Source organism: Serratia proteamaculans, assembly GCF_946227095.1.
Taxonomy (GTDB): Bacteria; Pseudomonadota; Gammaproteobacteria; order Enterobacterales; family Enterobacteriaceae; genus Serratia; species Serratia proteamaculans_E.
The window spans coordinates 377,571-398,919 of sequence record NZ_CAMISV010000003.1; the positions used below are offsets into that span (position 1 = coordinate 377,571).

Consider the following 21,349-nt stretch of genomic DNA (forward strand, 5'->3'; position numbering starts at 1 on the left):
CGTGCAGGGGCTACGCTGGATCAGTAACCCCCAACCGACAAAGGAGCTGCGTAATGAGAGGGTCAGCGAAGACAACGATAGTGGCTCTGCTGATACTGGCATACGGTGCCAGTCCGCAGGTGATGGCACAGACGGCTTCGCCAGCCGCCGCCACTGCGCCTGTGCAGAGTACCTTGGCTGAAACCGGCCGTGACCCCGCGCAGTTCCCGGCCTATGTTGAGCAACTGAAACGTCAGGCGTTGGCGCAGGGCATTAGCCCGGCTATTGTCGACAGTGCTTTTACCAACGTGCATTTTGTTGATCGGGTGATCAAGGCGGACCGCAATCAGCCGGAAAAGAAAATCACGCTGGATGATTACCTTAAGCGTGTTTTGCCGCCGGCCAAGATCGCCCAAGGCCGTGCCCTTTACCGGCAATATCAGCCGCAGTTGTCGCGCGTTACCGCTCATTACGGTGTGCCGGGGCGTTACGTGGTGGCGCTGTGGGGGATGGAAAGTGCCTTCGGCAAGATCCAGGGCCGCGAAGATGTCATATCTGCGCTTGCTACCCTGGCGTTTGAAGGCCGCCGTGAGGCTTTCTTCAGTCAACAATTGATGGCAGCGCTGCGTATCCTCGAACAAGGGCATGTCAGCCGCGAACAGCTAAAAGGCTCCTGGGCCGGGGCAATGGGCCAGTGCCAGTTTATGCCGACGTCGTTCCTGAGCTACGCGGCGGATGGTGACGGTGATGGCCGTATTGATATCTGGAATAACGTTGACGATGTGTTTGCCTCCGCAGCCCATTATCTGTCGAGTGAAGGCTGGCAACCGGGGGTTGGCTGGGGCAGGGAAGTTAAACTGCCCGCCGGTTTCAGCAGCGAGAGTCTGGGACTGAAAGATCGCCAGGCGCACAGCGTCAATGAATGGCAAAAGCGTGGCGTACGTCGTGCGGATGGTTCAGCATTGCCGCATTCTACTCTGCGCAGTTGGGTGATCACGCCGGATGACATGCAGGGCCGTGCGTTCATGGTTTATGACAATTTTCGCACTATCATGCACTGGAATCGCTCTTACTATTTTGCCATCGCTGTGGGTATGATGGCTGACGGTATCGGGCAATAAAACAGGGTCACGGTGCCTCCACCAATGCGTGGGATAACGGGCTTAGCATGCTAAGCCCCTACATGATTGTAGGGAGAAGCGGTATGTATCAACATAGAGACTGGCAGGGTTCATTACTTGATTTTCCGGTGAATAAGGTGGTTTGCGTTGGCAGTAATTACGCCGACCATATTAAGGAAATGGGCAGTGCAACCTCGGCAGAGCCGGTCGTATTTATCAAGCCTGAAACGGCGCTGTGCGATATCCGCCAGCCGGTGGCGATCCCAAAAGAGTTCGGGTCGGTTCATCATGAAGTGGAACTGGCGGTGCTGATCGGCACGCCGTTAAAACAAGCGAATGAAGATCGCGTGGCGCGTGCCATCGCCGGATACGGTGTTGCGCTGGATCTGACGCTGCGCGAACTGCAGGCTGGTTTTAAGAAGGCGGGGCAGCCCTGGGAGAAAGCCAAGGGTTTCGATGGATCCTGCCCGATTTCCGGTTTTATTCCGGTGGCAGAGTTTGGCGATCCGCAAAATGCCGAACTGACCCTGACGGTAAATGACCAGATACGTCAGCAGGGCAATACTCGCGACATGATCACTCCAATCCTGCCATTGATCAGCTACATGAGCCGTTTCTTCACGCTGCGTGCAGGCGACATTATTCTTACCGGAACCCCACAGGGTGTTGGCCCGATGAGCTCCGGCGACATGCTGAAGATTACCCTCAATGGGAAATCGTTAACCACCCGCGTGATTTAAAGCCTGGGTTCGATGCATTAAAAAAGGCCCGAAGGGGCCTTTTGTCTTTTTCGGTGGTCATAGGGCAATGGACTTATTTACGGCCCAACAAGAAACCGAAAACGATCCCGACCGCCGCTGCGATAGCTACGCCGGCAAGCGGGTTGGATTCAACCTGGGTCCGCACCGTATCAGCCGCATCGCGAGCTGCATAGCTGGCCTGAGAGGCATACTTGCGGGCTGCGCCTTTAACCTGGTGATCCGGCGAGTCCGTTGCTTTACCAAAGGCTTCCTCAACGGCGCCGGCAGCTTCATTAACTTTGTCTTCTGCTTTTCCAAACATACTTGGCTCCTTATCTCGGTTCTAAAGGCGAACAATAAACATAGCAGGATTATGCTGTGCCTGGCGGCAAATCGTGCGTTATAAGATGAATCTTACCGGTGAATTGAAGTAACGGTTGGCGCAAATCTGGGGATAAAACGAAAGGGTGATAGACCTGTGATTTGTACGTATAATTAAGCGATAAGCGTGGCATTTCTATCGGCAGGAAGCAAACCGCAAGCGGCGGATAGTCACGGCGTGTAATGTTGAATGCCGTTGTTTTAAATAGCATTTTTTTTAAGCGAATCTCTTGTTATCGCTATGATTATATTGTGTTTTCAGTCTTTCTATTTGGCTGGGATATCTATATAGTGCACCCTCAAAACCTGTACGCAGGTTCTCTATTCATTTACCTATACCGGACGCGAACATGTCACAAACCCCTTTTTGGCAACAAAAAACGCTGGCGGAAATGTCAGAACAAGAGTGGGAATCGCTGTGCGACGGTTGTGGGCAATGCTGTCTGAATAAGCTGATCGACGAAGATACCGACGAGATTTATTTCACCAACGTAGCCTGCGACCAGCTGAATATTAAATCGTGCCAGTGCCGCAACTATGAACGTCGCTTTGAGTTGGAAGAAGATTGTATCAAGTTGACGCGCGAGAACCTCACGACGTTTGACTGGTTGCCCCCGACCTGTGCATATCGCCTGATTGGCGAAGGCAAACCCCTGTTCTCCTGGCACCCATTGGTTAGCGGCTCCAAGGCGGCGATGCACGGTGAACGTATTACGGTGCGCCACATTGCGGTACGCGAAAGCGAAGTGGTGGACTGGCAGGATCACATCATGAATAAACCGAGCTGGGCGAGATAAAGAAAAAAGCCCCTGCAAAGAAGAGGGGCAAGACACACAACAACACCAGGGAAATCGTTACTATTAACTTGCGGATACTATAAGGATTTTTCGGCAGAACTTCATCAAAATATTGATGCAATAATGCATCACTATGATGAGTTTTTTTGTATGAAGTGAGTGAGGGGGAAATGAGTCGTTCCACTGTATTACGATTTACGGTCGATAAAGTGAGGTTGTACTCCTGCGAATAAGGCTTTTTACCCCTCCAACTTAATGTTATGTAAATTACGTACCAAATCCCATCCGAATGCTTCTTTTTATACAGAAGGTTAGGTAGTTTGACCGCTCTCACGCTGAGTACCGAGAGTACAATAATGAAAATGATACGTCTGTTTGCCGTGGCTGGGGCGCTGATCGTGCTCGTTTATTACCTTACACACACTTAATGTCGCTTCAACTCTGAACAATATCCGCAATTCCATAAAAAACGGCGCCCTGAGGCGCCGTTTTTTATTTGGCTACGCTTAACGACCAAACAGGTCACGGCGACGCGGGCGAACAAACTGTGCGATTAACACGATGACGGCGAACATCAAATAAGCGGTGAAGATACCCACCAACCACTGTGGCATTTCCAGCGTCAGGAACTCCCATTGGCGCACGGAGCAGTCACCGGATGCGTGGAACACCGCCGGCAGCCATTTATCCAGCGGTAGCCAGGATGGGAAGCTGACGAAGAAATCGCAGGTATTAAATGGCGAAGGATGCAGTTGGATCATGGTGTGTTTCCATGCCAGTTGCAGGCCTTCCCAGGCACTGTAAATCCACAGCAGAATAGCGACATAGCGCAGTGGCGTTTTCGGCGCGATGGCACCGAGCAGCGAGGCGCCCAGAATGCCAAACAGCGCGCAGCGTTCATAAATGCACATTACACAGGGTTGCAGCAGCATTACGTGCTGAAAGTAGAGAGCAACTAATTCCAGCACCAGTGCAGTCAGGGCCATCAACAGCCAAGCACCGCGCCCCTGCGAGCAGCGGTTAAAGAATTGCAACATATATTTATTCTTCCATGCAGTAAGCAATTGAACTGGCAGTGTAAACCAATTCAACTCTGCTGCCAGCTACCTGGGCCTGATTCAGCACAAAAATAGTCGCTGGCAGCGGAGTGGGTTAACAGAGTTAATGTGCAACGGCTTCAATCGCTGGCAGCGTCAGCCAATGCCACTCGGTTAGCAGGTCAGTCATCGGCGCCAGAGTAAACTGGACGCACAGCAGACCGACCAGCGTTAATACCACAGTATAGGGCAAAGCCATCCACACCATTCGTCCGTAAGACAAACGTACCAGCGGTGCCAGCGCGGAGGTCAGCAGGAATAAGAAGGCCGCCTGACCATTCGGGGTGGCAACCGATGGCAGATTGGTCCCGGTGTTAATGGCGACCGCCAGCATTTCGAACTGCTTCAGGGAGATCGCCCCGTTTTCAAACGCGGCGCGGGCCTCATTGATATAGACCGTACCGACGAACACGTTATCGGATACCGAGGACAGCAGGCCGTTAAACAGATAAAACAGCGCCAGTTGTGAAGAGGGTTCCGCCTGCAGAACAAACCGGATGATCGGTGTGAACAGGTGTTGCTCAATAATTACCGCCACCACGGTGAAAAATACCGTCAGCAGGGCAGTAAAGGGCAGCGCTTCCTGGAATGCCTTGCCGATGGCGTGCTCATCGGTTACGCCGCACAGAGAAGTGGCGAGGATGATCACCGAGAGACCAATCAGACCGACTTCCGCCAGATGGAAGGCCAGCGCTACCACCAGCCAAATGCCGATCAACGCCTGAATCACCAATCTGACCTGTTCTTGTTTACTGCGTCCTGCGGTAGCCTGGCGGTCAAACTCGGTCAGCACCTCACGGACGCGTTCCGGCAGTTTTGCCCCGTAGCCAAAGATGCCGAAGCGTTCGAGCAGCAGGCAAACCAACAGGCCGCAGACAAACACCGGCAGGGTAACCGGTGCCATGCGTAGGAAGAAGTCGACAAATCCCCAGTCGGCGCTTTTGGCGATGATCAGGTTCTGCGGTTCACCCACCATGGTCATTACGCCGCCCAGTGCGGTACCGACGCCAGCGTGCATCAACAGGCTGCGCAAGAAGGCTCGGAACTGTTCGAGCGTCTGTTTGTTATCGTCACTGACCAGCGTGCTGTCGTCACCGACGTCAGCGTTACCGTCAGAACGGTTTGAAACCACGTTGTGGTAGATCGAATAAAAACCGGTTGCGACGCTGATCACCACCGCAACCACCGTCAGCGCATCAAGGAAGGCTGACAACAGCGCCGCCGCAAAGCAGAATGCCAAAGAAAGCAGCATTTTTGAGCGGATATTGAGCAGTAGCTTGGTGAAGACGAACAGCAGCAACTGTTTCATAAAGTAGATGCCGGCCACCATAAAGATCAGCAACAGCAGTACTTCAAGATTATGAGCAATCTCTTCGCCTACCCGATCGGGGCTGGTCATGCCAATCAGCACCGACTCAATGGCCAGCAGGCCGCCCGGCAGCAAGGGGTAGCATTTCAGCGCCATTGCCAGGGTAAAGATAAATTCGACCACAAACAGCCAACCGGCAATGAACGGATCGACCAGGAAGAAAACCAGTGGATTGATCACCAGGAAAATGAGAATGGCCAGTTTGTACCAGTCAGGTGATTGCCCAAGGAAGTTTTTCACCAGGGCACTGCGTAGGGTTGTTTCCATTGTGTAATACACGTCCTGAAAATAAGTTGTCTTATACTAGCCTAACAATGCCGCCGGGGCAGATGCAATACGGGCTTGCTTTACGACGAGAAATTTCTCTAAGCGGTGTTTTTGCACGTTTTTTGCCACTTTATGCACAGTTTCGTTCAATGTTTTTCGCTCACGCTAGGTCATGCAATTGCGATCTGGTATGATCAGCAGACTACTATTACTGATTATCGTCGCTACGGAACGTCAAACACATGGTCATAAAGGCGCAGAGTCCTGCCGGTTTCGCGGAAGAATACATTATCGAGAGTATCTGGAATAATCGCTTCCCTCCTGGCACTATTTTGCCCGCGGAGCGTGAGCTTTCAGAACTGATTGGTGTTACGCGCACCACGTTACGTGAAGTTTTACAACGCCTGGCCCGTGATGGCTGGCTAACCATTCAGCATGGCAAACCGACCAAAGTAAATAATTTCTGGGAAACTTCCGGCCTCAATATCCTTGAGACGGTGGCACGCCTCGACCATCAGAGCGTCCCACAATTGATCGATAACCTGTTGTCGGTGCGTACCAATATCGCGGCGATCTTTATTCGCGCAGCGGTGCGTAACCATCCTGAGGCCGCTCAGGAAGTGTTGGCGAAAGCCACTCAGGTGGAAGATCAGGCGGATGCTTTCAACCTGTTGGACTACGAAATTTTCCGCGGTCTGGCATTTGCCTCCGGCAACCCGATTTACGGTCTGATTTTCAACGGTCTGAAAGGCTTGTATACCCGCGTTGGCCGCTACTATTTCTCAAACCCGGAGTCTCGCAAGCTGGCGCTGACTTTCTATAGCAGACTGTCGACGCTGTGCCATGAGAAGTCGTACGATCAGGTAATGGATTGCGTGCGTAACTACGGTAAAGATAGCGGTGCCATCTGGCAAAGCATGCAAGGCACCATGCCAAGCGATCTGACCGAAGCCCGCCGCTAACATCATCACCCACATTAAGCAAAAGGGGCGCCAATGGCGCCCCTTTGTTATGGAGTAAGACTGTGGACTGAAATACGATTAATCTGTCAATATTCTAACCAGTTATCTTCTCTGTAAAATACAAAACACTCAATCAAGCTTATATCGGCTGTTAACAGTACTCTATCGCAAGGCTGACGCTTACATGTCGTTTAAAGCCAGTGCACTGCCTAAATAGGTCAGATGTTGGTCGTCATAGTAAAGTGGTCGATTATTGCTTTTAAATTTACAACCTAAAGCATCACACAAATTTTTTGTCGGATTAAATACTTCAATATGGTGATCCTTTGCAACTGATGTCAGCAGTGTATTGACTTTATCTTTTGGTAAGCGATAGTCGTTTGTAGACTCGCTTTCCGATGGTGACGGTTGAATAATTTGATTAGCGACTCGCCGTAGAGGGATTTGCTGATTGTCGATGGCTCTGACAGCGTTGAAGTTTAGGAAAGGAACATCCTTAACCAAAATGACTTTTTTATGCGAATCTGTCAGTGTTTTGATGACGTTATTTAACCCTGAAGCCAGCGCGTTGAGTCCGTTTTGGCCCGTATTAATGACGATGTAACCACCACCAATATCATCAATGCCGGAGTCCCAAAGTGCGGAAATGATGACAGTTTTGATTTTTTCATTGTTGGTGATGAGCTCCAGTACTTTTTTATTGTATGTTTCACATTCAGTGGCATGGGAAGGGTAACTGCTCATCGTTCTTGTTACTCCTAATAGCATAGGGCACGAAGCTTTGGTTAATTGATAAACACCCATATTGGATTTTTTCGCATATTGTTCAACCCCACCTCGTAAAGCTGCTGCATGGCTGTCGCCAACCAACGCAACGGCGTCTTGCTGACCATTGGCCAAGCAAGAATTACCTTTGGAATAAGAGGTTGAACCATAACCAACGAGACAAGGATCTGCAATGCGATCCAATTTGTCGTTCTCCGCTTGTGCCACTACGGGGTTCACTCGTTGTGGCATTCCTTTTAATAAATAACCTATTGAAGTAGGTAAAAACAATAATATTGATATTGCTGTATACCCTAGAATTATTTTTTTGTTTTCTAACTTAAAACCTTTTCTGAATGGAGTTTCAATAAACAGGTAAGATAGATAAGCAATAAACAAAGCACTCGCTGAAATTAATAGTCCACTATAGACCGATAGTTTACCGTCTATACCTATGCGTGCGAAGGAAAGTAATGGCCAGTGCCATAGGTACCAAGAGTAAGAAACCAGGCCGATAAAGACCATGATACGGTTTCCAAGCAGAATTGAACTAATACGACCATTACCAAGAATGATCATTAAGGAACCTAACACCGGCAAGATCGCTGCAAAACCTGGAAAACTTGTGTGTTTATCGAAAGTAATGGCAGAAAGTAAAATTAATGTGAGACCAAAAATAAAAGAAAGCTCTTTTGCTCTTAACGATAAGCTATTTAACCTTCCTTCTTTATGCATTATTGATAACATAACCCCCAAACCAAGTTCCCAGGCACGAGTTGGCAGCATAAAGAAAGAGAACAGTGGGCTGGTTCTCGTTAAAATAACGCACAATACGAACGAGACAATGGAAATGACTGCAACTGAAGCCACGACTTTCTTATTGAATTTAATGACAATAGAGAGAATGATCGGTAGGAAAATATAAAACTGTTCTTCAACCCCTAAAGACCATGTCATTAGTAAAGGGTTCAGCTCGGCATTGGGTGAGAAATAGTTGGTTTTATGCCAAAGCATAATGTTGGGAACTGATAATATTGTTGATCCTGAGAAAAGACTAAAATCTTTAAGCTCGAGAGGCGATAAATAAAATAAAGAGAAAATTGAGCAAAATAACAGCATTACCAACAGCGCGGGCGCAATTCTTTTTATTCGGCGAGTATAAAATCGACTGTAGGAGAAGCTTTTATTGTTAAGCTCTGTATAGATAATTCCGCCAATTAAAAAGCCGGAGATAACAAAAAAAACATCGACTCCGATAAAGCCGCCACTTAGAAATGTAACGCCAGAATGATAAAGGACGACTAAGAGTATAGCTAAGGCACGTAAGCCATCAATATCTTTTCTATAATTCTTGACCGTTTCCCTTACTACGTTTTCCATTGATTCACCTAGCTAATCACAGGATTTATAAAGTATTACAACATGAGTGTTACTTAAATTTAACTCGCAAGATAGTGCAAGGGCATGCTGGGTTTGTAAAGGGAAAATACTTACATTCCTTGCTTTCAGATTTTTCCCGTATATGAAAATTCGCCCTCAGTCGGCAGGTTTATGATAAAGGGCCAAGCAAAAAGGAGATAGAGCACTTCGTATGTACGGAGTGCTCTAGGTTGAAGCTTAACTGCTTACAAAGGCGCTGGTCGCGGTGGACAACGTTCCAACAGCTCAATGCTGCCGTCCTCATTTTGCTGTTCCAGAATAATGTCGAAGCCCCACAGGCGGTGCAGGTGCTTCATCACTTCACGCCGGCTCTTGTCCAGCGGCGCCCGGTCCTGCGGGATATAGCGCAACGTCAATGAGCGATCGCCACGTAAGTCTACATTCCAAATCTGAATATTCGGCTCGTGGTCACTCAGATTATATTGCGCCGACAGCTCTTCGCGGATCGCCCGATAACCGGCTTCATCATGGATCGCTGCAATTTCCAGGTAGTTATTGCGATCGTCATCCAGCACGGTGAACAACCGGAAATCACGCATGATCTTCGGTGACAGGAACTGGCTGATAAAGCTTTCATCCTTGAAGTCACGCATGGCGAAGTGCAGTGTTTCCAGCCAGTCTTTACCGGCGATGTCCGGGAACCAGTAACGATCTTCTTCGGTCGGCGACTGGCAGATACGCTTGATGTCCTGGAACATGGCAAAGCCCAGAGCGTACGGATTAATGCCGTTGTAATAAGGGCTGTTGTAGGGCGGTTGATACACCACGTTGGTATGGCTGTGCAAAAACTCCAGCATAAAACGTTCGGTTACCCGGCCTTCGTCGTACAGATGATTAAGGATGGTGTAGTGCCAGAATGTGGCCCAGCCTTCGTTCATCACCTGCGTTTGTTTCTGCGGATAAAAATACTGGCTCACTTTGCGCACAATGCGCAGAACCTCACGTTGCCAGGGTTCCAGCAACGGCGCATTCTTTTCCATAAAGTAGAGGATGTTTTCCTGCGGCTCGCTTGGATAGCGGCGCGCCTGTTCAGGTGCCTCTTCACGTTCAACCCGTGGCAAGGTCTTCCATAATGTGTTCACCTGGCTTTGCAGGTACTCCTCGCGGCTTTTCTGGCGGGCTTTTTCCTCGACCAGTGAAATTTTCTGTGGTCGTTTGTAGCGATCTACGCCGTAGTTCATCAACGCATGGCAAGAGTCGAGCAGCTTCTCCACTTCTTCAACGCCGTAGCGCTCTTCGCACTGGCTGATGTAGTGGCGGGCGAACAGCAGGTAATCGACGATCGAACTGGCGTCGGTCCAACTGCGGAACAGGTAGTTATTTTTGAAGAAGGAGTTGTGCCCGTAGCAGGCGTGCGCCATCACCAAGGCCTGCATGGTGATGGTGTTTTCTTCCATCAGGTAGGCGATGCAGGGATTGGAGTTGATCACGATCTCATAGGCCAGGCCCTGCTGCCCATGTTTATAGCGCTGCTCAGTCTCAATGAATTTCTTACCGAACGACCAGTGGGTGTAGTTAATCGGCATGCCGACGCTGGAATAAGCGTCCATCATCTGCTCGGAGGTAATGACCTCGATCTGATGCGGGTAGGTGTCGAGCTTGTAATGTTTGGCTACGCGATCGATGTGCTCCAGATACACCTGCAGCAACTCGAACGTCCAGTCCGGTCCATCGCTCAGACGTTTATCTTCCTTGACCTTATCATGTGTTGAAGTAGTCATCAGCGCACCCTCGTTATTACGGACCTTGCTCGAACGGCAGACCCTGTATCAATCGTAGCTCAATCTGCGCAGAGGTAATAATGATATAAAGCTTAAAAATTCAACGATCTGTCTCAAGGATCTCACCACTGCGGTACCGGGGGGATTTTTCAGCGAGTTTTTTCTGCTGGAGCAGGTTCTAATGTCTGCAAAGCGTTATCTTGGTTAATGCCGTATTTTGTAGTTTTTTATTCTGTTGTTGTAGCGATGTTTCATTTTTATATTCTGTTAAATCCTTGTTGCATGCGGTGGCTTTTCTTGTCGCTATCAATGCTGTCATTGACATCATATTGGTCGCTGTTTCGCTCTAAAACGGGTCTTTCACAACATCTTATCGCTATTTATAGGTAGCTATTGCAAAAGACCCGGCCATGAACGATAAATTAATTGTGAATGTTGTCACGTTTAATGACGAAGATGTTGGACGGATTTTTCCACTGAGTTAATTTCCTGTGAGCAGAAGATTATGCTTTGTGAAGCCTTGAGCTGGAGTCAGCGATGCGAGTGGTAATTTTAGGTAGTGGGGTGGTAGGGGTTGCCAGCGCCTGGTATTTGGCGAAAGCGGGCCATGAGGTGACGGTGATCGATCGTCAACCCGGTCCGGCGATGGAAACCAGCGCGGCGAATGCCGGACAGATCTCTCCAGGCTATGCGGCTCCCTGGGCTGCGCCTGGCGTCCCGCTTAAGGCGGTTAAATGGATGTTCCAACGCCATGCGCCGCTGGCGGTTCGTCTGGATGGCAGCAGCTTCCAGTTGAGCTGGATGTGGCAGATGTTGAAAAACTGCAATACCGAACACTACATGACCAATAAAGGGCGCATGGTGCGGTTGGCGGAATACAGTCGTGACTGTATCAAGGCGCTGCGTCAGGAAACCGGTATTCAGTACGAAGGCCGTCAGGGCGGTACGCTGCAACTGTTCCGTACCCAGCAACAGTTTGAAAGTGCGTCCAAGGATATCGCGGTATTGGAAGATGCCGGTGTGCCCTACAAACTGCTGGAAGCCAGTCAGTTGGCCAGTGTTGAACCTGCGTTGGCACAGGTGGCACATAAGCTGACCGGCGGGCTGCAACTGCCTAACGACGAAACCGGCGATTGCCAACTCTTTACTCAGCAATTGGCCAAACTGGCACAGCAGGCGGGCGTCACCTTCCTGTATAACCGCAGCGTTGATCGCCTGCTGGTGGAAGGGGACAAGATCAGCGGCGTACAGTGCGGCGGGGAAGTCTTCAAAGCTGACAGCTACGTGGTGGCTTTTGGTTCTTATTCCACCGCGCTGTTACGCGATCTGGTGTCGATCCCTGTCTATCCGTTGAAAGGCTACTCGCTGACCATTCCTATTACCGATGAGTCTGCGGCACCGTTCTCAACCGTGCTGGATGAAACCTATAAAATTGCCATTACCCGGTTCGATCAACGTATTCGCGTCGGCGGCATGGCGGAAATTGTTGGTTTTAATACTCAGTTGGAGCAAAAGCGGCGAGAGACACTGGAGATGGTAGTACGCGATCTTTACCCTAACGGTGGACGGGTGGAAGACGCGACCTTCTGGACCGGTTTACGCCCGATGACGCCGGACGGTACGCCGATTGTCGGCAAGACCTCGCTGAAAAATCTGTTCCTGAATACCGGACACGGCACTTTGGGCTGGACCATGGCTTGTGGCTCCGGGCAGCTGCTATCCGATTTGATTTCCGGCGTTACCCCGGCCATTCCTTCAGACGACCTGGGGGTGGCGCGCTACAGCGCTGGATTTCGTAGCCTCTACACCGGCCCCTTGAACGATGTGCATCCCGCGCGTTAAACATCCTGATTTATCATGTTATTGTCACGGGCGTTGGCCCGTGACTGTATTCGCCGGCCCGTAGGAGTGCCCATGCCTCGCCCGATTTCCGCCACGTTGCACCTTTGCGCCTTTGAAAATAACCTGCAGGTGGTTCGTCGTTTTGCCCCTAACGCCAAAGTCTGGTCGGTGGTCAAGGCCAACGCGTATGGCCATGGTATTAAACATGTCTGGCGCAGTCTGGCGCAGACCGATGGTTTTGCCTTGCTGGATCTCGCCGAAGCCATTTTGCTGCGCGAGTCCGGCTGGCAAGGACCGATTTTGCTGTTGGAAGGGTTTTTCAAACCGCAGGATATTGCCCTGCTGGATCACTATCGTTTAACGACGTCGGTACACAGTGATTGGCAACTGGCGGCGATCGCCGAAGCCAAACTCTCTGCACCGCTGAATGTTTACCTTAAAGTGAACAGTGGGATGAACCGTCTGGGGTTTGCGCCGGAACGTTTGCACTCTGTGTGGATGAAAGCTCAGGCGATCGGCAATATCGCCAGCCTGACGCTGATGAGTCATTTCGCCACCGCTGACGGCCCACAGGGCATTGAGGCGCAAATGGCCACCATTGAACAGGCTGCAGCGGGCATCACCTTGCCACGCTGTCTGGCTAACTCGGCCGCCACGCTGTGGCACCCGGAAACGCATGGCAGCTGGGTACGACCGGGTATCGTACTGTATGGTGCTTCACCGAGTGGCCAATCGCGCGATATTGCCGGCAGCGGTCTGCAGCCCACCATGACGCTGAGTAGCGAAATTATTGGTATTCAAACACTGAAGTCCGGCGACCAGGTTGGTTATGGCTGGCGTTACCGCGCCGAGGGTGCGCAGCGCATTGGTGTGGTGGCCTGTGGCTATGCCGACGGTTATCCTCGCCATGCACAGACCGGTACGCCAGTCTGGGTGGAGGGGGTGCTGACGAGAACGCTAGGCACGGTTTCGATGGATATGCTGGTGGTTGATTTGACGCCCTGCCCAGATGTGGGTATTGGGGCGGAAGTGGAACTGTGGGGGCGACGCCTGCCGGTTGACGATGTCGCCGCCGCGGCAGGCACGCTGGGTTATGAATTACTGACGGCCCTGACCGCCAGAGTGCCGGTCATCACCGAGGCATAAGCCTCAGGCAATTTTCTTCAACTGACCTTTTATTTGCTTGCTGCGCTGCCGTGCATGCAGCGCCAGCAGGCAACCCACCAGCATCACCAGCGCCAGTGACAGCTTGGGTTGCAACGGCAGTGCCATCGCCAACAAGCCCAGGCCTGCACCGCCGGCCATCTGCACAAAACCGACCAACGCAGAGGCCACACCGGCCTCATTGGAATACGGCTCCAGCGCGTAGCTGGTTGCCGGCCCCATCACAAAGGCCAGCCCGGCACAGGCGCAGGCTACCGGCAACATATAGGCCAGCCAATGGGTTTGTGCCGTACCGGAAAGCAAGGCCACGCCCAGCAGCAATCCAAGACAGCCGATGCCCATCAAAATTCCGCCGGTCGCCAGGCAGACCGGACGTCCGACCTTGTGAATAATACGGTTGGCGAAAAAGCTCACCAACATGATCCAAAAGCCGTTGGCACCAAACACCAGCGAGAATTGCAACGGCGTCAGCCCGGCGGTGCCCATTAACACGTTGGGTGCCAGTGAGACGTAGGTTAACGCCATGCCCATGGCACCGGAGTTGACCACGGCAAAGGACAGAAAACGACGGTCGCTGAGAATACGAGCATATTGACGCACCGGTAATCCTTTGACGCGCACGGTATCTGCCGGGCGGGTTTCCGGCAGGCGCAGGGCAATCAATACCAGCACGGCCAGGGCATAACACACCAGGAACCAGAACGGGGCACGCCAGCCAAAGGCTTCTGCCAGCAGTCCGCCGAGCAACGGTGCCAGCGCAGGAATAATGTTCAGCGTACCGTTGAGAAAACCAAAGGCACGGGCTGCATCGTCGCCGTTCATCCGATCGCGCACGCCGCTGAATGCCACTACGGCGGTACAACAGACGGCCACGCCTTGCAGCAGGCGTGAGGCCACAAACATGGTTGGCGTGGTGGCCAGCGCCGCCATGGCTGCACCAATCATGTAGATCACAATACCGGCCAGAGCCACCGGCTTACGACCGTAGTTATCTACCAGCGGGCCGGCGATAATTTGTCCAAGGCCCAACACCAGGATGAACAGGGAAATGGTGGACTGGATCAGCGCTTCACTGCTGTTAAGGCCAAGAGCGATAGCGGGGATGGTCGGCAGATAGAGATCGATACCCAGCGGGCCGAGCAGCACCAGGCTAAGAAGCAGAAACAGAAATTTTTGCATAACAAAAACAGCACATCCAAGTGACAAAGAGGGCTAGAGTAGAGATTCTGGCGCTAAATGGAAAGAGGCAAAGCATAAGCCTGCCACCGGGATGCCGGTCTTGTTCGATTCAGGGGGCAGAGGCTTTGCGATAGTAAAGTGCCGATACCGTGTCCGCCACATAGCGCGCCTGATGTTTGGCGTCATCCAATGCCCTATGGGGCGTACCTTCGAACGCCCGTTCTTTCTTCGGGTTAAAGCCCAGCATTTCCGCCAGGGTGATCACCGTGCGCACATCCTGCGTATCCCAAAATTTCCATGGGCAAGGCATTTCCAACTGCTGGAAGGCATGCTCGAGGATCGCACAATCGAACTCTTTACCGTTGCCCCAGACTTTGACCTGGTCGGTGCTGTTCATATGGATAAATCGACTCAGGTTGGTCAGCATGCGTTTAAGGCTCTCTGTGCCACCGAATGCCAGCTTGCGTGCTTCGTCCGACTGTTTCGCCCACCAGGCGACGGTATCCAGGCTGATAGTTCTGCCGGGCTGATCTTTTTGACTGCTGACGGCGTTTTCAAACTCCGCGCCGAGCTGGCCGGTTTTGGGATCGAAAAATACGGCGGCGACCACCAGGATCACCGCGCTGGGTTTTATATCCAGCGTTTCAATATCTAACATCAGATGGTGCATGGGGTCTCCCGGCGGGTTGAGGTATCGCATAATGTTACTACAAACCGGGTGAGGATGCGCCGTCAGCCCCGGCGGTTACCGGCAGTATTTGCCAGCGTTACCGCGAGTACTGCCAGTAATATCAATGCGACCGCCGGTGCCAGGACTCCCCAGGGGGCCCGTTCGAGATAAGGCATGCCTTCCGCCAGCACCAGTCCCCATTCTGCGCTGGGCGGCTGCGGCCCAAGACCCAGGAAACCCAGCGCCGCCAGCGCCAGCGCAATGCCCGGCAGACGCAGCATGGCGTGGCGCAACAGGGGTGCCCAGAGCGCTGGCAGCAGGTAATGAGTCAGAGTGCGCAGTCGGCCGACGCCCAATACCGGCAACATACGGATATAGGGTTGCGTACGGGCTTCCGTCAGTAACGACGCGCAATGGGCGGCCAGCGGCGCCCAACTGACCAACATCACCGCGCAAGCGGCACCGTAAGCTGAAGGGCCGCTTATGGCGACCACTAACAGGCCGGCGACGATTGGCGGTGTAGCGTTGGCCAGTTCAATCACCCCGCACATCAGCCGTGGCATCAGCCCGAATATTATCCCGAGGAATAGCGACGCGAAGCTGACCGCCAGCGCCAGCAGGCTGGTATTCAGTGCACCATAAGCGACGCGAGCCAGAATATCGCGGCCGGTGGCGTCTGCGCCGAAGGGCAGATCCAGGCTGGGCGGTTGCAGGCGGATATGCAGCGACGAGAGCGGATCGCGGATGATGCCGCTCAGCACCAGCAGACATAACAATAGCGCGGCACCGGCGGCGAAAAGATAGCTGATCTTGGTGCTGTGCTGTGGCGGTGCCGAATTGGGTAAGCTTGCCGCTATCCGGCCCAGCAACAGATAATGCATGCCCTGAGCCAGAAACCCGGCGCTGAAGGCAATCAATAACAGGATCAAAATGCCGCATTGCAGTGCCGGCAGGTCCTGCGCAATGGCGGCACCCAATGTTGCTCTGCCCAGGCCGGGAATGGCGAACACTTTCTCGACGGCGATGGCACCGCCGGTAAGCCCCACCAGCACTAACCCGATTTGCGGCAACAGGGCGGGTAGTGTGCGACGTAACACCGCCAGCAAACGCTGCCGCCGGGAGATACCGGCCAGACTCCAGGTGGTCAGCCAGCGTTCGCTGAAGGTGGCGGCCAGGCCGTCATTGAACAGTAGCGCCAGCAGGCCCCCGCCAGGCAGGCCTAACGCCAGCGCCGGCAGTACGACATGCCGCAGGCTTTGCCAGCCGTAGGGCGGAAACCAGTTTAGCCAGACGGCACCGACAATCAGCAATAGCGCCGCCAGCAAAAACTCGGGCAGGGCAGTCAGCGTCACCGCCAGAACCCCGGCAGGACGGCGAGGGTCACCCTGTATGCCGCGCCACAGGGTGGGTAGCGCCAGCATCAATGCCACCAGCAACGCTATTGCCAACGCGTAGCCCATCAATGTCAGAGAAACCCCAGTCGCCTGTAACATCCCTTCCAGTACCGGACTGCCGGAGATCCAGGAATTCCCTGCATCGCCGTGCAGCAGCCGGTTAAACCAGCGGCCAAGCAATATCAGCGGCCCGTCATCCAGGCCAAAGCGTTGCCGAATGGCGTTCAGGGCTTCTGGCGTAGCTTCCTGTTCCGCAGAGCGGGCTCGCAGCAGGCTGAGCGCCGGATCGCGACCGGACAGCCAGGGCATCAGGCCGACCAGCGTTATCATTGCCAGCAGGGCAAACAGGCGTGAGGCCAATGGCAATAGCCGCTGTGCCAGTGTCATCAGGGTTGTCCGCTGGCGATCCGGCTGCGTGGTGTCACCAGCAGGCGTTCACGCGGGTCGCGTTCGGCATTCTTCATGACTGCGGCTTCACCCTGGATCACTCGCTCATGCAATAAGGGGATCGCCGCATGGGTGGCCAGAATACGATTTTCTGCTGCGATGATCGCCTGACGCCGTGAAGCACCGGCAGGGAACGCAGCGGCGTGGGTTAAGGCTGCGTCTACCTGCGGGTCGCACAGTTGGGCGATATTGAACGAACCCTGGCAGGCGAAATCACTGTACATGTAGGCCAGCGGATCGCCGGAGTCCAGCACCGTGGCACGTGACAGAATAAACGCGTCGAATTTGCCCGCCAGCGCATCGGCTTCAATATGCGCATATTCCCGTACTTCCTGTTTCACCACAAAACCGGCGGCGCTGAGCTGTTGCGCCAAATAAACCGCGACCTCCGGCAGCTCGGCGCGATCGCTGAAGGTGGCCAGGGTGATGGTTTTTCCTTCGACCACAGTGGCTGGCAACAAGGGTTGTGGCTGTCGCAAGGGTGCGGCCCAGGGCAGCGCCGGACCCAGTAACCCGCTGGCGACATCGGCACGGCCCTCGTAAACGTTGTCCACCAGAGGTTGGCGCTGAATGGCCGCTGCCGCCGCGGCACGCACCGCCGGATCGCGGAAGACCCCGACCCGGGTGTTCAGATACAGCGTGTTGGTGCGCGGCATCGGCACCTCATGGATCAGTTCTGCTGCAATCAGCGGTAGCTGCGATACGGGCAGCGCTTCAACCAAATCGGCACTGCCGGTGCGTAGCGCGGCGGCGCGGGCGGCGCTGTCCGGCACAAAGCTGACGTCGATGCCTGGCGCTGCGGCTTTTTCACCCCAGTAGCCGTCAAAACGGTTTAGCCGTGCGCTGCTGGTCCCGTTGATTTCCGTCAACACAAAGGCACCGGTCCCGGCCTGCAAGGGATTAACCACGCCATTGGCAGCGTAAGCCCGCTCGGCGAGGATCGCCAATTGTGGGCTGGACAGCCGTTGCGGCAGCAAAGGATCGGGCACCGCAGTAGAGATAAGCAGGGTGTGATCGTTTTCTGCGCTAACGGATAATTCAACGCCGTCGAGGATGCGAGGTTTTGGCGCGGCGTTCATTGCTGCCGAAAGCGAACGGACGACACTCTGTGCCGTCATAACGCTGCCGTCATGGAAGCTGACTCCCGGGCGCAACACAAAACGCCAGCGGTGTTGATCGATTTGCTGCCATTTGGTGGCCAATGCCGGTTCAGCATCGCCGTTGGCGTTCAGCACAACCAGCGTTTCAGCATTGCTCCAGCGAGAAAGTTTAAACGCGTCATCGCTCAGCGGCGTGAGTCCGGAACGAGGCGGTTGCAGCATGGCCAGCCGGATGCGCCGTTCTTCATTGGTGCTTCCTTTCGGTTCGGCAGGATCAAAGCAGCCGCCAAGCAGCAAACTGCCCGCGAGCAGGCAGCCGGTGGGGCCAATAAAGCGTGGGTTCAACATTGAAGCATTCCTCAGAATATCAGGGCTGGAAAAGGGGGGGTAGCGATGGGATTGCGGCGATCAGATCGCGGGTAGCGGCATGGCGTGGACTGTGCAGCAGCTCAGCGGTTGGGCGATCTTCCACGATGGCACCGCACTCCATCACCAGTGTGCGTTGGCATAAAGCGGCGACCAGCGAAATATCATGGGAAACAAGCAGCATGCCCATATTTTGCTGACGAGCAATTCGATCGAGCAGGCTGATGATCTGCCGACGCAGCGGCAGATCCAAACCACTGACCGGTTCGTCGGCGATTAAAAAACGGGGTTGCAGCGCAATAGCTCGCGCCAGTGCCACCCGTTGTGCCTGCCCGCCGGAGAGCTGCCCTGGGCGGACGTAAAGCAGATGCTCTTCCAACTCAACCTGCCGTAATGCCCGTTCGGCGGTGACGCCTAAATCTTGCGAAGGAGCGAGTTGCCGCAGAGGGGCGATAATCAGTTCGGCCACCGTGTGGCGAGGGTTGAGTGAGGCGTGGGCGTCCTGCGGTACATACTGCACCAATCGCCGGTACCAACGTAAGCGGTGCGCTGGGGCTGGGCGGATTGCGGTATCCTGGCAAAGAATGTGGCCGGCGTCCGGTGCCTCCAGAGCCAGCAATAATTTAAGCAGGGTAGATTTCCCGGCACCGGAACAGCCCACTAACCCGACGCGATCCTCAGGGTACAGATTCAGGTCGGTGGGTTTCAGCCCGCCGGACTTCGCTGAATACTGCCGACAGACTTGCTGCAGGCTGATAAAGGGCAGCGTCCTGCTGACTGACATGCCATTCATCCCGTTAACCGACCAGACTCAACGGCGATGCCTGGTGGAAGGTTGGGCACTGTACCGTGGCAACCAACTGCTGGGTATAGGGATGAACAGGGTGATGCAGTAACTGTTCGAAGGAGCCCTGCTCGGCTATTTCACCTGCCACCAGGACAATGGCACGCTGACACAGGCTGGCGGCGACGGTGAGATCGTGGGTAATAAACAGCAATGCCGGGGCGTGGGGACGTTCAGTGTAACGCTTCAGGATAGCGACCAGTTGATGCTGACTGACCATATCCAGTGCGGTAGTAGGTTCATCTGCGATTAGCAGGTTTTTCTCACCCACTAACGCCAGTGCCGCACAGACCCGCTGACATTGCCCTCCTGACAGTTGGCCGGGATAGCGCGCCATCATGATCTCTGGCGGCAGGCCTAATGCAGCCAGCATTTCGGCGGCACAGCGTTGCGCCTGTTGTTTTTTCATCTTGCTCTGGCCGCATAACGCCAGGATTAACTGCTGGCCCACGCAGGTCAGGGGATTGAGACTGGTGAAGGGATCCTGGAAAATAGCCGCCAACGCGGTGCGTTTACGCTGTTGTAAGCGTTGACCGCTGATTTCTTGACCCTGAAGTCGGATTGAGCCACTGACTTGCGTGTTGTCAGGCAACGTACCCAAAATGGCGGCGGCAGTGAGGGATTTTCCGCAACCCGATGCGCCAAGCAGACACACCCGTTCGCCGGGGTACAGAGTGAAATTCAAATTGCGAATTTTGACCTCACCGTCAAGCGATAGCGTCAGGTTTTCTACGACGAGTAACGGTGGGGTTTGGCTTTCCATTGATGCATCTATGTTAAATGTTTTGATATGTAATAACATAACATTCGTGTGACTGAGATGACCAGCGGATTTATGAAATAGTTAGAAATAGTCTAAAACGGGTTAACCAAGGTATGATACCCAGGGTTTTGCTGTCAGGTTGGTTTTATCGGTGAGAACACTTATTTTCATTTTGTGTATGGTTGGGTATCTGGTGGTATTAGGCTACCTTGGCATTTTTGTCACTGACAAGATCTGTGAGAAATCCAATAACTACACCAAGGTGTGCCGTCTGGTCGATATCTCGGAGCCGCATATCCCAAAGTAAATGCCGGCTGTCAGCCCAGATAATCGCTGGTGATCAAAGGTGTCAGTAGTCCCGATAACGCGGCCAACGTTGCCCACTGCCGCCACCCCAGGCGCGCCAGCCAATCCTGGCGCAGCGGTGGTGTAGCCAGTTGGCCCACGGCCACCGTGCCGGTAAACAACAGCGTCAGAAAAATGAATACCAGTCCACGGCTCCACGCATTGAATTCGATATGCAGTACATTGGCGTAATACAGTCTCATCAAAATGTAATAGGCCAGCATCACCCAGGCGAAATGCGTGCGTTTTTTCAGCACATTATAAAGTATAAATGCGATGAAAATGCTGTGACATACGGAGATCAGTGGTGCTTCGATCGGGCGTCTGACACAGCCGTTATATACCGCCAAATAGATATTAAAGATCAACTGCGCGTAGATGGTATATATATACCAGCCGTAGGTGATTTTGAGTTTTTTGGGGGTTGGCGGGATTGGGCAATAGTCCGGTATCATTGGAGCCTCCTGAGCTGACTAGCGTTATAACATCCAAAATCTAAATGAAATTTAAACGCCAAACAGGCTTTATTTTACCCTAACGCTGGAACTAATCAGCACTTGTCAGGTCTGTTTAAACCGCAATGCTCAGGGTGTTTT

19 protein-coding genes are annotated in these 21,349 nt (G+C 53.3%); 7 read left to right on the forward strand and 12 right to left on the reverse strand.

The window, feature by feature from the left end; translation table 11 throughout:
- Positions 1–53: 53 nt before the first annotated feature.
- Both OC597_RS08390 and OC597_RS08395 read left to right on the forward strand, forming a co-directional pair.
- Positions 54–1,100, forward strand: a complete 1,047-nt coding sequence (locus OC597_RS08390) for a lytic murein transglycosylase (RefSeq protein ID WP_262208350.1) — start codon at positions 54–56, stop codon at positions 1,098–1,100.
- 83 nt (positions 1,101–1,183) lie between these two features.
- Positions 1,184–1,840 (forward strand): fumarylacetoacetate hydrolase family protein, encoded by a 657-nt coding sequence (locus OC597_RS08395; RefSeq protein WP_261284796.1) that lies wholly within the window; start codon positions 1,184–1,186, stop codon positions 1,838–1,840.
- A gap of 73 nt (positions 1,841–1,913) precedes the next feature.
- On the opposite strand, the gene OC597_RS08400 is transcribed toward OC597_RS08395, so the two are convergent.
- Positions 1,914–2,162: a CsbD family protein gene (locus OC597_RS08400; RefSeq protein ID WP_012145476.1), complete on the reverse strand. Its 249-nt coding sequence runs from the start codon at positions 2,160–2,162 to the stop codon at positions 1,914–1,916.
- A gap of 409 nt (positions 2,163–2,571) precedes the next feature.
- Between OC597_RS08400 and ycgN the strand changes: the two genes are divergently transcribed.
- Positions 2,572–3,018, forward strand: coding sequence for a cysteine cluster protein YcgN (gene ycgN / locus OC597_RS08405; protein WP_012145475.1), 447 nt, complete (start codon positions 2,572–2,574; stop codon positions 3,016–3,018).
- A gap of 506 nt (positions 3,019–3,524) precedes the next feature.
- Here the strand turns inward: ycgN and dsbB are convergent.
- Both dsbB and nhaB read right to left on the reverse strand, forming a co-directional pair.
- On the reverse strand, positions 3,525–4,055 hold the full coding sequence (dsbB, locus tag OC597_RS08410; protein ID WP_261256550.1) for a disulfide bond formation protein DsbB: 531 nt from the start codon (positions 4,053–4,055) through the stop codon (positions 3,525–3,527).
- Between the two features lie 124 nt (positions 4,056–4,179).
- Positions 4,180–5,751, reverse strand: coding sequence for a sodium/proton antiporter NhaB (gene nhaB / locus OC597_RS08415; RefSeq protein ID WP_261284794.1), 1,572 nt, complete (start codon positions 5,749–5,751; stop codon positions 4,180–4,182).
- A gap of 242 nt (positions 5,752–5,993) precedes the next feature.
- On the opposite strand from nhaB, the gene fadR reads away from it, so the two are divergent.
- Positions 5,994–6,713 carry a fatty acid metabolism transcriptional regulator FadR gene (fadR, locus tag OC597_RS08420; RefSeq protein ID WP_262208354.1) on the forward strand — a complete coding sequence of 240 codons (720 nt, stop codon included), beginning with the start codon at positions 5,994–5,996 and terminating at the stop codon, positions 6,711–6,713.
- 180 nt (positions 6,714–6,893) lie between these two features.
- Here the strand turns inward: fadR and OC597_RS08425 are convergent, their stop codons facing one another.
- Positions 6,894–8,858 carry an acyltransferase family protein gene (locus tag OC597_RS08425; RefSeq protein ID WP_262208355.1) on the reverse strand — a complete coding sequence of 655 codons (1,965 nt, stop codon included), beginning with the start codon at positions 8,856–8,858 and terminating at the stop codon, positions 6,894–6,896.
- Between the two features lie 245 nt (positions 8,859–9,103).
- Entirely contained in the window at positions 9,104–10,639 is a 1,536-nt protein-coding gene (locus OC597_RS08430) for a SpoVR family protein (protein ID WP_262208357.1), read from the reverse strand.
- Positions 10,640–11,176: 537 nt separating this feature from the next.
- Between OC597_RS08430 and OC597_RS08435 the strand changes: the two genes are divergently transcribed.
- Together OC597_RS08435 and dadX are read left to right on the forward strand one after the other, a co-directional pair.
- Positions 11,177–12,481, forward strand: a complete 1,305-nt coding sequence (locus tag OC597_RS08435) for a D-amino acid dehydrogenase (protein WP_262208358.1) — start codon at positions 11,177–11,179, stop codon at positions 12,479–12,481.
- Between the two features lie 72 nt (positions 12,482–12,553).
- Entirely contained in the window at positions 12,554–13,627 is a 1,074-nt protein-coding gene (gene dadX, locus OC597_RS08440; protein WP_262208359.1) for a catabolic alanine racemase DadX, read from the forward strand.
- 3 nt (positions 13,628–13,630) lie between these two features.
- Here dadX and OC597_RS08445 read toward each other — a convergent pair whose 3' ends face one another.
- From OC597_RS08445 to OC597_RS08470, 6 genes are all read right to left on the reverse strand, one after another.
- Positions 13,631–14,824: a multidrug effflux MFS transporter gene (locus OC597_RS08445; protein ID WP_261256561.1), complete on the reverse strand. Its 1,194-nt coding sequence runs from the start codon at positions 14,822–14,824 to the stop codon at positions 13,631–13,633.
- Positions 14,825–14,933: 109 nt separating this feature from the next.
- Positions 14,934–15,494, reverse strand: a complete 561-nt coding sequence (locus OC597_RS08450; protein WP_261284785.1) for a 3'-5' exonuclease — start codon at positions 15,492–15,494, stop codon at positions 14,934–14,936.
- A 62-nt stretch (positions 15,495–15,556) separates the two neighbouring features.
- Positions 15,557–17,275 (reverse strand): ABC transporter permease subunit, encoded by a 1,719-nt coding sequence (locus tag OC597_RS08455; RefSeq protein ID WP_261463405.1) that lies wholly within the window; start codon positions 17,273–17,275, stop codon positions 15,557–15,559.
- Entirely contained in the window at positions 17,275–18,783 is a 1,509-nt protein-coding gene (locus OC597_RS08460) for an ABC transporter substrate-binding protein (protein ID WP_261463406.1), read from the reverse strand. Before OC597_RS08460 ends, OC597_RS08455 begins: the two co-directional genes overlap by 1 nt.
- A 19-nt stretch (positions 18,784–18,802) precedes the next feature.
- Positions 18,803–19,585 (reverse strand): ABC transporter ATP-binding protein, encoded by a 783-nt coding sequence (locus tag OC597_RS08465; protein WP_410071705.1) that lies wholly within the window; start codon positions 19,583–19,585, stop codon positions 18,803–18,805.
- A gap of 13 nt (positions 19,586–19,598) precedes the next feature.
- A complete protein-coding gene (locus OC597_RS08470; RefSeq protein WP_261284780.1) occupies positions 19,599–20,408 on the reverse strand; it encodes an ATP-binding cassette domain-containing protein in 810 nt (269 codons plus the stop codon).
- Between the two features lie 151 nt (positions 20,409–20,559).
- Here OC597_RS08470 and OC597_RS08475 point away from each other — a divergent pair, with 151 nt between their 5' ends.
- Entirely contained in the window at positions 20,560–20,715 is a 156-nt protein-coding gene (locus OC597_RS08475) for a hypothetical protein (protein ID WP_261256572.1), read from the forward strand.
- A gap of 10 nt (positions 20,716–20,725) precedes the next feature.
- On the opposite strand, the gene OC597_RS08480 is transcribed toward OC597_RS08475, so the two are convergent.
- Positions 20,726–21,208, reverse strand: a complete 483-nt coding sequence (locus tag OC597_RS08480) for a hypothetical protein (RefSeq protein WP_261284778.1) — start codon at positions 21,206–21,208, stop codon at positions 20,726–20,728.
- Positions 21,209–21,349: the final 141 nt, after the last annotated feature.

Excerpts from the sequence above, each read along its gene's own strand:
- OC597_RS08390 (WP_262208350.1), top strand. The coding sequence starts at position 54 with ATGAGAGGGTCAGCGAAGACAACGATAGTGGCTCTGCTGATACTGGCA.
- OC597_RS08395 (WP_261284796.1), top strand. The coding sequence starts at position 1,184 with ATGTATCAACATAGAGACTGGCAGGGTTCATTACTTGATTTTCCGGTG.
- OC597_RS08400 (WP_012145476.1), bottom strand. The coding sequence starts at position 2,162 with ATGTTTGGAAAAGCAGAAGACAAAGTTAATGAAGCTGCCGGCGCCGTT.
- ycgN (WP_012145475.1), top strand. The coding sequence starts at position 2,572 with ATGTCACAAACCCCTTTTTGGCAACAAAAAACGCTGGCGGAAATGTCA.
- dsbB (WP_261256550.1), bottom strand. The coding sequence starts at position 4,055 with ATGTTGCAATTCTTTAACCGCTGCTCGCAGGGGCGCGGTGCTTGGCTG.
- nhaB (WP_261284794.1), bottom strand. The coding sequence starts at position 5,751 with ATGGAAACAACCCTACGCAGTGCCCTGGTGAAAAACTTCCTTGGGCAA.
- fadR (WP_262208354.1), top strand. The coding sequence starts at position 5,994 with ATGGTCATAAAGGCGCAGAGTCCTGCCGGTTTCGCGGAAGAATACATT.
- OC597_RS08425 (WP_262208355.1), bottom strand. The coding sequence starts at position 8,858 with ATGGAAAACGTAGTAAGGGAAACGGTCAAGAATTATAGAAAAGATATT.
- OC597_RS08430 (WP_262208357.1), bottom strand. The coding sequence starts at position 10,639 with ATGACTACTTCAACACATGATAAGGTCAAGGAAGATAAACGTCTGAGC.
- OC597_RS08435 (WP_262208358.1), top strand. The coding sequence starts at position 11,177 with ATGCGAGTGGTAATTTTAGGTAGTGGGGTGGTAGGGGTTGCCAGCGCC.
- dadX (WP_262208359.1), top strand. The coding sequence starts at position 12,554 with ATGCCTCGCCCGATTTCCGCCACGTTGCACCTTTGCGCCTTTGAAAAT.
- OC597_RS08445 (WP_261256561.1), bottom strand. The coding sequence starts at position 14,824 with ATGCAAAAATTTCTGTTTCTGCTTCTTAGCCTGGTGCTGCTCGGCCCG.
- OC597_RS08450 (WP_261284785.1), bottom strand. The coding sequence starts at position 15,494 with ATGCACCATCTGATGTTAGATATTGAAACGCTGGATATAAAACCCAGC.
- OC597_RS08455 (WP_261463405.1), bottom strand. The coding sequence starts at position 17,275 with ATGACACTGGCACAGCGGCTATTGCCATTGGCCTCACGCCTGTTTGCC.
- OC597_RS08460 (WP_261463406.1), bottom strand. The coding sequence starts at position 18,783 with ATGTTGAACCCACGCTTTATTGGCCCCACCGGCTGCCTGCTCGCGGGC.
- OC597_RS08465 (WP_410071705.1), bottom strand. The coding sequence starts at position 19,585 with ATGTCAGTCAGCAGGACGCTGCCCTTTATCAGCCTGCAGCAAGTCTGT.
- OC597_RS08470 (WP_261284780.1), bottom strand. The coding sequence starts at position 20,408 with ATGGAAAGCCAAACCCCACCGTTACTCGTCGTAGAAAACCTGACGCTA.
- OC597_RS08480 (WP_261284778.1), bottom strand. The coding sequence starts at position 21,208 with ATGATACCGGACTATTGCCCAATCCCGCCAACCCCCAAAAAACTCAAA.